We start from the raw sequence: 14,689 nt of genomic DNA, 5'->3' as shown, positions 1-14,689 counted from the left end.
TCCAGTGCTGACAAATCCATCGTCAGCATCTCAGATTTGAGCCCTCGAGGCTCCGGCAGTCATGGGGTCTAAGCATCGCGCCATGCCGGTTGGATGCGCAAGGGCCTGAACCGATGACGGGGTTTGTCGATTTCTCTCCAGAGATAATCACCGGTAAGTCCGATGTGTTCCCAGCCCAAAGGGCGACATGGGCGAGCAGTTCGTCGGGCACTTCGACGCCGTTGCCACGCAGATGTAGCACGGCGCGATCGAGATAGACGGTGTTCCATAGTGCCACGGCTGCGGTGACCAGCGTCAGGCCGGAAGCCCGGTGCCGCTGGTTCTCGAAGGTGCGGTCGCGCAGCTCGCCAAGGCGGTTGAAGAAAATCGCGCGGGCAAGCGCATTGCGGGCTTCGCCCTTGTTGAGAATGCTGCCGGTGCGGCGCCGCTGTTCTGGATCGTCGAACCAGTCGAGCATGAACAGGGTGCGCTCGATGCGCCCGATCTCCCGCAATGCGCGCGCAACCGGATTTTGGGCGGATAGCCGGAGAGCTTACGCAACATTGCCGAGGCGCTGACGGTGCCGGCGCGGATCGAAGCGGCGAGGCGCAGCGTCTCGTCCCAATTCTCCTCGATGGCGCGAATGTTGATAGGGCCGGTGACAAGCCCTCGCAGGACCGGCCAGGGATCGAGCGGTGAGAGACCATAAAGGCGGCGCTCGTTGAGAGCGCGGATGCGCGAGGCGAAGCGGAAGCCGAGTAGATGGCATAGACCAAACACATGATCGACAGCGCCGGCGGTGTCCGTTGCGTGCTCCCCGGATCACCAGCTCGCTTTTATGATCCAGCAAGCCATCGAGAACATGGGCGGCCTCACCGGCATTGGCGGCTATGACCTTGGTGTGGAACGGCGTGAAGCGGTCGGTCACATGGGTGTAGAAGAGCACGCCTTTTCCGAACCGTAGCGGGCATTATAATCGGCCCGCAGTTCTCCGTGCCCGCCTGCCCGGAAGAACTGCCCGTCAGACGACGATGTATCGCCTGGGCCCCATACGCTCGCCAGCGGATGCGCGGTATGGCAATCGACGATCGCCGCCAGCGCCGAGAGATAGGTTTCGTCGCGCACATGCCATTCCGCCCTCCAGCGCAGGCGCGGCAAGGTCAGCCCACGTGAGCTTTCCGCCATGCGGCCCAGCCCGAGGTTGGTTGCATCGGCCAGGATCGCCGCCATCAGGGCGGATTGATCCGACGCCGGCGCGCCGCTGCGGGCATGGATGAAGCGATCGGAGAAGCCCGACCAAGCCGCGACCTCGACCAGCAGATCGGTGATACGCACGCGCGGCAGCATTGCGTAGAGTCTGGCCTTCAATGTCTCGGCATCGTCGGGCACGATGCGTCGGAGGGGAGAAATCAGCAGTTGCCCGCGCTCGATGGTGACATCGGTCAGGGCGTCGGCCGCCGCCGCCCGTTCGACCTCATTCATGCGCCTGGTCAACAGCCTTCGCCGTTCTTCGATCCACACGGCGAAGTCGGACGACACAGCCAGATTAAGGGTGTTTCCCGCACGCATGGTCTCGAACGTTGGCACGGGCAGAAGATAGTCGTCGAGCGTGCGAGGCGCGGCTGCATCCACCCAGATGCTGCCTGATCCGATCCGCTCGCGCAGATCGACGATCACCGCAATCTCATGAGCCCGCCGGTCGATCGTTCCGCGTTCCGGCTGCACAACCTTGCGCCAGCGCGGCTTGATAAAGCTGGTCGGAACCTGCTTCGGCAGCACCGAACGGCCATCGCGATACATTTTCTTCAGCGTCTCGACGGCCGCGAGCAGCGGGTCGCCTGCACGCGAAGCGCGGAAGGCAAACGCGGCGAGGAAGGTTGGCGCGAACCAGCGGGCAGCAGAGTATCGCTCCACAACTTCCTCAAGGCCATCGTCGCCCGCCCCGGTGAGATCTTCGGCGCAGCGGACGCTGCGCATGAGTTCATCCCACCCCAAACGATCCTCGATCGCCGCGAAGGCATCGCGCCCATCGGCATAGGCGTTGAGTAGCAGGCGGCCGAGTTGGACGTGGACGCGCGCGGTGTCCTTCAGCAACCGTGCCTGCCCCAGCAATCGATCCGATCGAGTGCGGTCGGCACGCCGGAACAGCGATCCCGCCATCTTCTCGACCATGACAAGCGCGGCGTCGGTCAACGCTGCTTCCACCTCGATGGCGGATGTCGTGAGCATCGCAAGGCGGCGAGACTGTTCGAGACGACGAAGGTGCTGGGCGGTGACGATGCCGGCAGTTCGCGCGATCACGGCATAACGCGCGGCATGGATGCGGCGGGCGCGGTCCGACGTGATCCCGAGAGCCCGTACTGTGTCGAGCCTGGCGACAAGTGCTTTCAGTTTCGATGCCGAGGGAGATTCCGACCAGTCTTGTATCCAGCCAAACGGGGTGCGACCGTGATCGTCGGAGGCGACAAGGTGTTCCAATGCGGCCTCCTGTTCGGCCGAGCAGTCGCGGATAACCGATATTGCCGGCTTTGCGCGCTCAGGTTCGGGCGATGAGAGCGAGCCGTTCGAGTTTCGATGCAGCGGGAAGGACGATCCGGTCGAGCCGAAGCCGATCGACCATGCCGGCAACGATCGTTTCGCCGCAATCGGTCGATGCGGCGATCTCCAGCCCCAGCGACAGCATGGTCCGCAGATCCTCCCTGCTGAAGGGGCGCAGGTCCAGCCATGCTTCGATTTCCGCACGATGTTCACGAAGTGTCGTGGCGCGGGCGGCATAGGCCGTAAAATCATCGGGATGACATTTGCTCTGTTCGCATAGCAACGCAAGCATGGCCGTCGTTGGCACTTCGCCGGGAAGCAGGCTACGGCCCGGATGGTGCAGATAGCAAATCTGGACAGCATAGCCGATGCGGTTCGCTCGGCCCCGGCGTTTCATCACCTGTGTCAGGTCATCGGGGCCGAGGGTGTAAATTCGCCCGATCGTTTTGCGGTCGGTCGGGGGATCGAAGATCACTATGCGTTGCGCAGGCGACAATATGGTCTTGGACGACATGGGCATCCTGTTTGCGGGTCACGAACCAGGAAATCGCGCCTGTTCACGGAGCATAGACTGAAGACGGCTTATGTTACATATCAGGAGGAGTTTGACGGGCAACAGCGCCGTGTCACGCAACCTGACGTATATGTGATCCAGATCGGTTACGCACGGGTGTCAAAGGCGGACGGCAGCCAGGTCCACGACCTCCAGCGCGACGCCTTGATCGCGGCCAACGTAAATCCCGACCATATCTATGAGGACGCCGCTTCGGGCCGACGCGATACACGCCCTGGTCTGGACGCCTGCCTCAGGGCCCTGCGGCGTGGTGACACACTCGTTGTGTGGAAGCTCGACCGGCTCGGGCGCGATCTACGTCACCTCGTCAATCTGGTCGGCGACCTGACCAAGCGCGAGATTGGCCTTAAAGTGTTGGCAGGTGAAGGCGCATCGATCGACACCACCACCGCCAACGGCCGACTGATCTTCGCGATCTTTGCCGGTCTTGCCGAGTTCGAGCGCGAACTGATTGTCGAGCGCACCCGCGCAGGCCTCGCTTCCGCCCGTGCGCGCGCCGACATGGCGGAAGACCGTTCAAGATGACCCCCGCCAAACTGCGCCTCGCGCAGGCCGCGATGGGGAAACCGGAACCAAAGTCGCTGAGCTATGTGCTGAACTCGCTATCACCAGGCAGACGCTGTATCGGCATCTCACGCCCGATGGCCAGATCAGGCCTGAGGGTCAGAAGCTTCTGACACGAAAAACCCGCGCGAATCCTTGAGGTTCAGGAGCATAGTGAGCCCTGCCCCTGATGAGGTTGACAAATATATTGTGCACAATATTATTGTGTATAGATCAAACATGGAGATAGCAATGAGCGCACTTTACAGCACGAAAGTCACGGCAGTTGGTGGACGCGCCGGCACGGTCAAGAGTGATGACGGTCTTCTCGACCTTCCTCTGGCACTTCCTAAGGCGCTGGGCGGCAAGGGCGGCGCGACCAACCCGGAACAACTGTTCGCCGCCGGCTACGCCGCCTGCTTCGAGAATGCCGTGATTCATGTCACGCGGACGGCTTCCGAGAAGGTGAAGGACGACGATATCGTCGTCGTTGCCGATGTGGGCATGCAGCCCAACGGTGCGGGCGGTTTCGCGCTGACCGTGGCGCTCGACGTCATGATCACCGGCCTCGACCAGGCCGCCGCCGAAGAGATCGTAGAAAAGGCCCATGCGGTCTGCCCCTACTCGAACGCGGTGAAGGGCAATATCGACGTCGCAATCACGGTGTCGGTTAACTGAGGAGAAGAGCGATGGACCTGCCTGGCGATGACGATCCGCTCGACCTCGACCGGCAGGTCTGCTTCCCGCTCTATGCGGCCTCCAATCTGTTGAATCGGCTGTATCGGCCGATCCTCGGCGAGTTAGGTCTGACCTATCCCCAATATCTGGTGATGCTGGTGCTCTGGAAGCAGGAGCCGCAGACGGTCGGCTCGCTTGGCGACATGCTCCACCTGGACAGCGGTACGTTGACGCCGCTCCTCAAGCGTTTGGAAGTCGCGCGGTTGATCAGTCGGACACGCGACGCTGCCGACGAGCGCCGCATGTTGATCGGCCTAACAGCGAAGGGCCGTGTCCTGCGTGCAGAAGCCACGAAAGTACCGGCGATATTATCGTCTGGACTGGCGATCGACGAGGCGGCCATCGCGGAGTTGCGCGATCAAGTGCGCTCGCTTGTCGCGGTGCTTCAGCAGGCGCGACCCTGAGAACTTGAACGATCGGGAGAGAATGATGCTGACCGTACACCATCTTGGCGTCTCACAATCAGACCGGATCGTCTGGCTGTGCGAGGAACTGGATATTCCCTATGAACTAGTGCGCTACGACCGCGACCCTGTGACGCGGCTCGCACCGGCTGCCTATAAGGCGCTCCATCCTTCCGGCACCGCGCCGGTCATCACCGACGACGGGGTGACGCTCGCCGAGTCCGGCGCCATCATCGACTATATCGTCGCCAGGCATGGCGGGGGGCGGCTGACCCTGAACGTCGAGCATCTGGATTTCGCGCGGTTCCTATACTGGTATCATTTCGCCAACGGCTCGCTCATGCCGTGCATGATGATGCTTATGGCTGAGGGCGGCATGGCCCAGGTCATGCGGGATCGAGCGGGCCGCAATCTGACGGCACTTGAAACGCATTTCGCGGACAACCACCACTGGCTGGCTGGCGAGGTGTTCACCGTCGCCGACATCATGATCATGTTCCCGTTGACGACGATGCGCAGCTTCATCTCGCTCGATCTCTCGCCATATCCGAATGTGCGCGCCTATTTGGCCCAGTCGGCCCGAAGCTGCGATTTTGGCCATGTTGAAGAACAAAGATTGAACATGGCGATCTACCAGGCTCGCTCTTGTCCTCCAATCTCGTAAACATCGGTCTCGATCGAGCACCTGTAGCTCTCTGCGATGTTGAACATCTCTGTCTGGAGAGATGCGATCTCATCATCGAGGCTGACGCCATCGGCACCCTGATCATAGGCGACGGTCAGCGTGTAATCGCAGTTCCCGGTCTTTTGCATCTGGTAATCCCGCTCCAGCATCGCCTCAATGCGCTCGCGAGCGGGCTTTCTGCCACGACCATGCTTGTTGAAGTTCTCGATGGTCAGATGCAGGGCGATGGTGACAGAAGGCGGCTTTTCCGGCAGCCCGATCCTTGAAGGAATGACGTCAAGCGCCCGATAGACGGTCATTCTTGAGATCTTGAGGTCGCGCGCGACGCTGGCCTTGCTCGCGCCGGCGGTGATCCGGCGTCGGATTTCATCGTCATCGATGTTTTTCTTCCGGCCTTTGTAGACGCCTTCGGCGCGCGCCGCCTCGATCCCGGCGCGCTGCCGGTCCTTGATGAACGTCAGTTCCATGTCCGCGACCATGCCCAGAATGGTGATCACCATCCGCCCCATGCTTCCGGCCGTCGTCACCTCCGGCTCAAGCACCCGCAATGAGGCTCCCTTCTGGTCGAGTTCATGAACCAGATTGAGAACATCGCGTGTGGAGCGACCGAGCCGATCGAGACGCAGGACGACGAGTTCGTCATCGGCGCGCAGGAACTGCATGATCGTCTCAAGCTCCGTGCGTCCAGTGCGCGATGCGCCCGAGCCTGTTTCGGAGCGGAGGATTTCACAGCCCGCTGCCTTCAACCGGGCAACCTGGATGTCGAGATCCTGGTCGATGGTGCTGACGCGGGCGTAGCCGACGCGGGTCATGGGCAAATCCGTCACATTAGGGTGGCTTTGCCCTCGTACAGTAACATTGGTGACGGAACCACCCTTTTGTGACATGTCGTATATGTCACTTCCGATCGTCACGTTCGGGTGCACCCAAATGGTGCGAGCGGAAAGGCCCCGGTCAGGCAGCAAGCCGCCCAAAATCGATCCGGCTATTCAGATCGAGGTCGAAGCGGCCATAAGGATTGACGTGGCTGTAAATCAGCGGTGTGAGGCCGCGATAATCATCCGGCGTCATCCGGCCCGTCCATTTCGGTTCCACCAGCACGCTCTGAAGCATTCGGGTGTTCACATAGACAAGCGACGCTTGCAGCAAATGTAGCGCCAGGACCGAGAGCTGCTGCTCATCGATGCGGTTAGTGGCGATCTCGCCGCCCTTGCCGAAGAAAACGAACCCATTGGCACTGTTCCAGTTTTCAACGACATTCAGGCCTTCATGAATTTCGCGGCGGAAGGACTCCTCGCGCAGATACCGGCACAGGAAGATCGTCTTGACCGCGCGGCCCAGCTCACTCAACGCCTTGTAGGTCGGGTGCATCACCTCGGAGCGGCTAAACCGGCGCAGGATCGCCTCCGGGTCGGCGGTTTTTGTCTGCATCGCGGCTGCATATTTGACCATCTCGTCATATTGCTGCTCGATCTCATCCCAGTTGATCGGACTGGAGAGGATCGGCTGCAAGTGGGGAAGCCGCGTTCGCATGCCGACATCGGGAAGAGCCAGCTTCTGGCGAGCGATCGCTTTCAGGCGGGGTGCAAGCTCAAATCCGAGAAGCCGGCAAAATGCAAAGCCAACCGCGCTTTGGCCATGACTATCAACATATTGTCGCTGGATTTCCATGTCGGTGCAATGGCGCAGCACGCCCTCGATCATGGAGGCGACCTCGGAGGAAGAGCAGCGCTTGAGCTGGGAATAGACGCATGTCGCGCGTCGTTCGACATGCCAGTAGATCATGACGCCCCGTCCACCATAACGCGCATGCCATTCCGTCATCAGGTTGCGATCCCAGGCTCCGAACTTTGTGGAATCTGACGCACAGGCCGTGCCGGCGTCCCCCCAGACTGCAGCATTGCGGATTGCCAGGGTCGCATTCGCAACCCTGGCACACGCCTCCTTGAGCGCCGCGGCATGAACGAAGCGGCGATGGACATGCAGCAGCTCTTCATAGCTGACATCGGGGGTGGCGCCGGCGATCCGCTTGAGCCCGGCATTCGTTCCCAGGCCGTAGAGGCATAGCAGGAGACGTTGATCCAGCGCGGTTTTCGGCAGTGCAACACGCGAGGCCGATGTTTCGAACGCTTCGAGAAGTCCCGTATCAAGGGCAGCCTCCTTCAGTACGTCGAGCAGCCCGGTCATCGGCCAGCGTTGGCCGATCTCGGTCTTGATCGAGGCGAGACCCCTGGGTTCGGGCAAGGGTTTGAACGGGGTGAGAGATATACGGTTCTCGCCGCGCCACAGCAGCCGAACCTTGTCGTTCCGGGGAATATTGGCATTGAGGAGCAACAGTTCCTGAGCAAGCTCTTCCCGGATGGCGCTTGAAAATGCACGCGCATCCGCCGTCAGGTTCAATCCTGTGTAATATGCTTCTCGCCGCGCATCGAAGTCCTTGGGAAGATCGTCATCGGGATTGCGGTATCGGTCCGCCCCGACAACCCAGATTTCCTTAGAACGGATGCGATCGCGCAGTTGCGCGAGGACACAAAGCTCATAACTGATCCGGTTTACGCGCCCCTCTTCATCAATGACGGAACTGCGCCATCTCGCCGGAATGACCTCGTCGACCGGCACTGCGTGCGGCGGCACGTAGCGGCATCCATCATCCACTTTGCTTCTGATCCAGTCCAGGGCCGCCAGCACCGGACGCCACACGGCGTTGTTCGACCGGAACTCCAGTGCCGAAAGCAGGCTTGGCAGCATACGGCGATAATGATTGGCCCATGACCTCCGCATCACCTTGTAGATCCGCCGATCCAAGGCGCCCTTTGCCTGGCTTTCCTTGATGATCGCCGCCAGTTTGTCCTTGCCGGCGATTGGGAAAATGACATCGCAGATGCGCCCGGATGGATCGTCGATCGAAGCGCTGGCAATCTCGACCAGGAGTCGCTCCTTGCCATAGACCCGCTCGATGTCTTTCGCGATATCGCCCACCACCTTGCGTTTCGAGCGCGATCCGATCTTATGGACCGTCTCGATCAGCAGGTCGACCATCGCATCCGTAAGCTGAGCTTCCCGCGCCATCAGATAAACGGCATAGAGCCCGAGCTGGCGCGCCGGTACATGCCGGCGCATCTCCGAGGCTTTCTCGCCGGCAACCCGGCGAACGATCTGATCGACCCATGCCTTGCCCGTGACCGATAGGAAATCTCGGGGAAGAGCAAGCCGTTGGATAAAGGCGAGTTTGGCGGTCACGCCAAGAATGTTTTCGAGCGTCGCCTGACCTGCATCCCCCTTCATCGTGTTGAAGCCGGTCGGGCCATCGGGATCGGCGAGCGAGGCTTCCAGCAAGGCGACCGCATCCGGCGCAAGCCGATCGCGGACTCGGGCCAACAGGGCCTCCAGATAGAGGTGTCGTTGCGAACGGACGAGGCGTTCCAGCTCCTTGCGCGACGGCCCATAGATACGGCGGTCGCGGCACCACAGGAAAACATGCTCGAGCATGGCATTGATCGGCTGCCCGCCCGCACAAAGATCGTCGGAAATCCACCTCGACAACGCCCTGCGATCCGTCTGCGTCATACGGCGGAACCCGAGATGCCGCAAAATCTCCGCGCAATGCCGGCGGGCGGTGCGCCCGGAAAAATCATAGTGGTTCACGGATTTGGCATCGAGACCAAGTTGCTCCGCCAGATACAAGACACCGTCGGAGGGTATCGACGCATGATCCGGCACAAAGAAGCCATGCCCGGCGAAAAATCTAAGCTGAACCGCCAATCCCAGTCGTGCCGTCTCCGCTTTGCCGGTCACGAACGCGATGTCCGAAAAACTCAGGCTCCAGGAGCCGATCAGATCCCCACTCGAAACGCCAAGGCTCATAACGCCGCTCCCTTATCGGAGCGGAACGTCGTTCCTCGCATGGGCGATCGTCAACAACAACCAGCCCGTTCCCGACGTGTTCTCCAAGATGACCAAAATCGCAGCTTCGGGCCGACTGGGCCTATTTGCGGCGAGTGGCAGACCGCCCTGCTTTTCAAACCGCAATGGCGAAAGCCGATCCTGGCCTCGAAATTAAGCTGGATTAGAGATGTGCCGCTGTCCAACGACCGGCGTTCTGTTGATCCCCGGCAGTGAGCTGTGGAGCGAACATACAAACCCTGCTCGGTCCAGACCGTGTGCACCGCACCAACACGGCGCGATGCTTAGACCCCATGACTGCCGGAGCCTCGAGGGCTCAAATCTGAGATGCTGACGATGGATTTGTCAGCACTGGAGGCGAGTCATGACGGAGACAGTAAAATACGTCGGTCTGGACGTGCACAAGGAAACCATCGCGGTCGCAGTTGCCGATGAAGAGCGCGGAGGCGAGGTGCGTTTCGTCGGTACGGTTGCCAACGAGGACGATGCGGTCAGAAAGCTGGTCAAGCGGCTGACGGCGCCGGGCGTGAGGTTGAGCGTCTGCTACGAGGCTGGTCCTTGCGGCTATGGCCTGCACCGGCTGCTGACGAAACTGGGGCAGGCTTGTATCGTCATCGCTCCCTCGATGATGCCACGACGGCCAGGTGATCATGTGAAGACCGACCGGCGTGACGCAATGACCCTGGCCCGACTGTTGCGTGCCGGCGAGCTTACCGCGATCTGGGTTCCGGACGAGGCGCACGAGGCGGTGCGTGATCTGATCCGCGCCCGACGCAGCGCACAGGAAGATGCCACCGGGGCCAAACAGACCGTGCGTAGCTTCCTGCTGCGGCACGATCGTCGTTTCGGCGGCAAGGCGGCCTGGACGAAGATGTATTGGCGGTGGTTGTCCGAACAGCGGTTCGACTTCCCCCATCAGCAGCTGGCGTTCGAGGAGATGCAGAAGCGGGTCCTGGAGGCGCAGGCGCGGGTTGGACGGCTCGAGGCGGCGCTGGGCGAAGCGGTGGATGCATGGCGTTTCGCGCCGCTGGTCCGCAATCTTCAGGTCCTGCGCGGCATCAGGCTGGTCAGCGCCGCGACGCTGGTCGCCGAGGTCGGTGATCTGACCCGCTTCGACAATCCCAAGCAGTTGATGGCCTATGTCGGCTTGGTGCCGTCCGAGCATTCCAGCGGTGCCCGGACCAAGCGTGGTCGGATCACGCGCGCGGGTAACGCGCAGGCACGCACCATGCTGATCGAGGCTGGCTGGTCGTATCGACTGCCCGCTCGCGAGGAACGCCGCTATCGTGAGCGCGTCATCGACTTACCCGAAGAGATCCAGGCGATTGGATGGAAGGCGCAGGTTCGTCTCTGCCAGCGCTACCGTCGCCTCGCGGCCGCAGGCAAGCCCCAGCCCAAGGTGACCACCGCGATTGCGCGTGAACTGGTCGGCTATGCTTGGGACATCGCCCGACGCGTACCACCGGCGGTCGCCGCTTGATCTTCCAAACAGCAGTGAGAGGAGGCGCCAGCACACCACCTGCATAGCCTTGGCCGGCGTGCCGCGGGCACCCGACTGTGATGGGCAATCCACGGTGTACGGTGGGGCAGGTTCGTCCGACGCCCGAACTTAGACGGAGGATAGGCCCAGCGACGGATACGGGTAGTGCGGTAACCAACCCGCGGATGAGAGCGTGATCAATCGTCGTCGATCAGGCGCCCGCGGCACACCCGCCAAGGTCAATGCGACCGCTGGTCTAGCGGCCAGCGAAGGAGTAAACTCGGCCAGCGTCTCGGACGGCAGTCATGAGAGCGTACGTTTTTGTCCTTCCTCTCACCGGCCCCCTAAACGGACTTTACAAACGCATAGCGCGAAGTCGTAGCGCATTGCCGATGACGCTCACGGACGACAGCGCCATGGCCGCCGCTGCCACGATCGGTGAAAGGAGAACTCCAAGAACGGGGTAGAGCACGCCGGCCGCGATCGGCACACCGGCCACATTATAGGCAAAGGCGAACAGCAGATTCTGGCGGATGTTTCGCATGGTGGCTTGAGAGAGTTGTCGCGCCCGTACTATCCCCATGAGATCGCCTTTGAGCAAGGTTATGCCAGCGCTCTCGATCGCCACGTCGGTGCCGGTGCCCATGGCGATGCCAACATCCGCTGCTACCAGCGCTGGCGCATCGTTGACACCGTCTCCGGCCATCGCGACAACCCGCGATTCCCCGTTGAGCCGCGCTACGATGGCGCTCTTCTGATCGGGCAGGACATCGGCCTCCACCTCATCGATGCCGAGCGCGCGGGCTACGGCTTGGGCCGTGGTCTTGATCTGCCCCCTTCTGAGTGGTCCAAAATTGATGATATTTTGGATTACGAAGGAGAATATGAATGCCGGCCAAGAAGCATCGCCCGGAAGAGATTATCGGCAAGCTGCGTGAAGCGGAGGTCGTGCTGGCGCAGGGCGCCACGACTGCGGAGGCGTGTCGCCGGATCGCGGTCAGCGAGCAGACCTATTATCGGTGGCGTAAGGAATATGGAGGCCTAAAGACCGATCAGGCACGGCGGATGAAGGATCTGGAGAAGGAGAATGCGCGGCTTCGGCGCGCGATTTCGGACCTGACGCTCGACAAGTTGATCCTGCAGGAGGCCGCCCGGGGAAACTTCTGAGCCCCGCGCGCCGTAGGCGCTGTATCGATCACATCAGAATGATGATGCCGGTGTCCGAGCGGCGGCTCTGCCGCGTGCTCGGGCAACATCGATCGACGCAGCGCAAGGCGCCCCGCGGGGCGGATGACGAAGCGGCTCTGACCGAGGATATCATTGCGCTCGCCCGGCAATATGGTCGCTATGGCTATCGCCGGGTGACGGCGTTGCTGCGTGATGCGGGGTGGCATGTGAACCGCAAGCGGGTCGAGCGTATCTGGCGCCGCGAGGGGCTCAAGGTGCCGCAGAAACAACCGAAGCGCGGGCGGCTCTGGCTGAACGACGGATCTTGCATCCGGCTCCGGCCTGAGTATCCCGGCCATGTCTGGTCCTACGATTTCGTCGAAGGTCGGACGCATGATGGGCGCAAATATCGGATCCTGTCGATCATCGACGAGGCGAGCCGGGAGTGCCTGGCGTTGCCGGTGGCACGCAAGCTCAGGAGCGATGACGTGCTGGCGGCGCTCGCCGAGCTGTTCGTCACGCGTGGGCCGCCAGCGCACATACGGTCCGACAATGGCCCGGAGTTTATCGCGACGGCAGTGCAGCAATGGCTCGCCCAGATCGGCGTGAAGACGCTTTACATCACGCCCGGATCGCCATGGGAAAATGGCTATTGCGAAAGCTTCAACGGATCGCTTCGCGATGAACTGCTCATTCTACTCGCTCGCCGAGGCCCGGATCCTGATCGAGGCCTGGCGGCGACACTATAACACCGTCCGGCCGCACAGCTCGCTCGGATATCGACCACCGGCGCCGGAAGCCGTTCCATCGCCAGTGTAGCCCTCCGGTTCCGCTTCGCTCCACCTACGGCCAACACTGGCGATGGAGGCGTCAATGCACTAACAATCCACCCGGACCACTCCGTGGGGGCCGGTCAGTCTTGTTGTCGCCCGTCAACATCACGACTCGAATGCCCTCTCCGCGAAGCGCCTCGAGCGCTTGCGCCGTGGTCGGCTTGACCGGATCGGCGATCGCGAAAATGCCGGCCACCCTATCGTCGATCCCCACATAGATGGCGGTAGCACCGTCTCGGCGCATCTCATCCGCCCGGGACGTGAGACTGGAGACATCGATGCCCAGCTCGCCGAGGAACGCCGCATTGCCGAGCGCAACCTTCTTGCCATCCACGACACCGCGCGCACCCTTGCCCGTTGGTGAATCGAAGGCGGAAACGTCCGGCAGAGCCATACTGCGGACCTGGGCCTGCGCGACGATCGCCCGCGCCAGGGGGTGCTCCGAAGCGCGTTCGATGCCCGCGGACAGGCGCACTATTTCGTCCTCGGCATATCCTGGCGCGGCTACCACGGACGTGACCGCAGGCTTTCCCTGGGTCAGGGTGCCGGTCTTGTCGACGACCAGCGTGTCGATTTTCTCCATGCGCTCGAGCGCTTCGGCATTCTTGATGAGGACGCCCAGACCCGCCCCCTTCCCAACCCCCACCATGATCGACATCGGGGTCGCCAGTCCCAGGGCGCAGGGACAGGCGATGATCAGCACCGACACCGCCGCAACGAGACCGTAGGAAAAGCGGGGCTCCGGCCCGAACAGCATCCAGGCGGCGAACGCGAGCACGGCGATACCGATCACGCCGGGCACGAACCAGCCCGCAACAATGTCGGCCATGCGCTGGATCGGCGCCCGCGATCGCTGCGCGTGCGCGACCATCTGGACGATGCGCGCGAGCATCGTATCCTCTCCGATCCGCTCGGCGCGGATCACCAGCGCGCCGCTCTGGTTGAGCGTGCCTCCAATGACCCGCTCGCCGATACCGCGCGTGACCGGCATGGACTCGCCCGTTATCATCGCTTCATCGAGCGAGGATCGACCGTCTTCGACAATTCCGTCGACCGGAACCGCTTCGCCCGGTCGCACTCGCAGACGGTCTCCTGGAAGGACATCGTCGACGGCGACGTCCGCTTCGGTACCATCCGGGGCGATGCGCCGCGCGGTCTTGGGCGCGAGATCAAGGAGCGCCTTGATGGCGCCGGAGGTCTGCTCCCGCGCGCGCAGTTCAAGGACCTGTCCCAGGAGAACAAGCACCGTGATCGCTGCCGCCGCCTCGAAATAGACCGCGACCGTTCCGTCCGCCCCGGGAAACGCCGCCGGAAAGAGGCCGGGAACGAGTGTGGCAACGACGCTGTAGGTCCAGGCGACCCCGGTCCCCATGGCGATGAGGGTGAACATGTTGAGATGGCCGGTCCACAGCGACAGGCCTGCGCGCTCGAAGAATGGCCAACCGGCCCATAGCACCACGGGCGTAGCCAGCACGAACTGTACCCAGGTCGAGATATGAGGTGGCAGCAGATGATGGATCGCCGGAACGAGATGTCCTCCCATTTCAAGCAAGAACACCGGCAGAGCGAGAAGGAGCGCGATCCAGAAGCGCCGCGTCATATTCAGGAGTTCGGGATTGAGTGCCTGCGCAGCCGCCCGTTCCGGCTCGAGCGCCATGCCGCAGATCGGACAGGCACCCGGCCCGTCTCGCCGAACCTGGGGATGCATCGGGCAGGTGTAGACGCTCCCGTCCGGCGCCGGTGCCACTTCAGGCCGATTTCCCGCCGCAAGGCCACGACCATGCGCCGCACCGTGGTGCGCATAGTCGGGGTTGCGGTCATGATGCGGAGGATGATTCATGGGTT

Annotated in this window: 6 protein-coding genes and 5 pseudogenes; 6 read left to right on the top strand and 5 right to left on the bottom strand. The window is 62.1% G+C overall.

Annotation, left to right across the window (positions count from 1 at the left end):
* Positions 1-68: 68 nt before the first annotated feature.
* Positions 69-3,031 (bottom strand): annotated as a pseudogene (locus ATN00_RS24360) (Tn3 family transposase).
* Positions 3,032-3,166: 135 nt separating this feature from the next.
* On the opposite strand from ATN00_RS24360, the pseudogene ATN00_RS07485 reads away from it, so the two are divergent.
* The 4 genes and pseudogenes from ATN00_RS07485 to ATN00_RS07470 all read left to right on the top strand — a co-directional run bounded on the left by ATN00_RS07485 (position 3,167) and on the right by ATN00_RS07470 (position 5,440).
* Positions 3,167-3,794 (top strand): annotated as a pseudogene (locus ATN00_RS07485) (recombinase family protein).
* A 92-nt stretch (positions 3,795-3,886) separates the two neighbouring features.
* On the top strand, positions 3,887-4,312 hold the full coding sequence (locus ATN00_RS07480; RefSeq protein WP_062063603.1) for an organic hydroperoxide resistance protein: 426 nt from the start codon (positions 3,887-3,889) through the stop codon (positions 4,310-4,312).
* Between the two features lie 11 nt (positions 4,313-4,323).
* Positions 4,324-4,776, top strand: a complete 453-nt coding sequence (locus ATN00_RS07475; protein ID WP_062063601.1) for a MarR family winged helix-turn-helix transcriptional regulator — start codon at positions 4,324-4,326, stop codon at positions 4,774-4,776.
* Positions 4,777-4,798: 22 nt separating this feature from the next.
* Positions 4,799-5,440 (top strand): glutathione S-transferase family protein, encoded by a 642-nt coding sequence (locus ATN00_RS07470; RefSeq protein ID WP_197413684.1) that lies wholly within the window; start codon positions 4,799-4,801, stop codon positions 5,438-5,440.
* Here ATN00_RS07470 and ATN00_RS07465 read toward each other — a convergent pair.
* Positions 5,407-6,375, bottom strand: coding sequence for a recombinase family protein (locus ATN00_RS07465; RefSeq protein WP_225870698.1), 969 nt, complete (start codon positions 6,373-6,375; stop codon positions 5,407-5,409). The two genes, ATN00_RS07470 and ATN00_RS07465, sit on opposite strands and share 34 nt — an antisense overlap.
* A gap of 40 nt (positions 6,376-6,415) precedes the next feature.
* A complete protein-coding gene (locus ATN00_RS07460) occupies positions 6,416-9,325 on the bottom strand; it encodes a Tn3 family transposase (RefSeq protein WP_006961814.1) in 2,910 nt (969 codons plus the stop codon).
* 403 nt (positions 9,326-9,728) lie between these two features.
* On the opposite strand from ATN00_RS07460, the gene ATN00_RS07455 reads away from it, so the two are divergent.
* Positions 9,729-10,844 (top strand): IS110 family RNA-guided transposase, encoded by a 1,116-nt coding sequence (locus tag ATN00_RS07455; RefSeq protein ID WP_030092861.1) that lies wholly within the window; start codon positions 9,729-9,731, stop codon positions 10,842-10,844.
* 355 nt (positions 10,845-11,199) lie between these two features.
* On the opposite strand, the pseudogene ATN00_RS07450 reads toward ATN00_RS07455, so the two are convergent.
* Positions 11,200-11,679 (bottom strand): annotated as a pseudogene (locus ATN00_RS07450) (HAD-IC family P-type ATPase); the annotation flags it as partial.
* A 53-nt stretch (positions 11,680-11,732) separates the two neighbouring features.
* On the opposite strand from ATN00_RS07450, the pseudogene ATN00_RS24355 reads away from it, so the two are divergent.
* Positions 11,733-12,893 (top strand): annotated as a pseudogene (locus tag ATN00_RS24355) (IS3 family transposase).
* Positions 12,894-12,926: 33 nt separating this feature from the next.
* Here the strand turns inward: ATN00_RS24355 and ATN00_RS07435 are convergent.
* Positions 12,927-14,684, bottom strand: a pseudogene (locus ATN00_RS07435) (copper-transporting P-type ATPase); the annotation flags it as partial.
* Between the last annotated feature and the right edge of the window lie 5 nt (positions 14,685-14,689).

It is taken from the genome of Sphingobium baderi, assembly GCF_001456115.1.
Classification (GTDB): domain Bacteria; phylum Pseudomonadota; class Alphaproteobacteria; order Sphingomonadales; family Sphingomonadaceae; genus Sphingobium; species Sphingobium baderi_A.
This window is presented reverse-complemented; position numbering and strand designations above follow the sequence as displayed.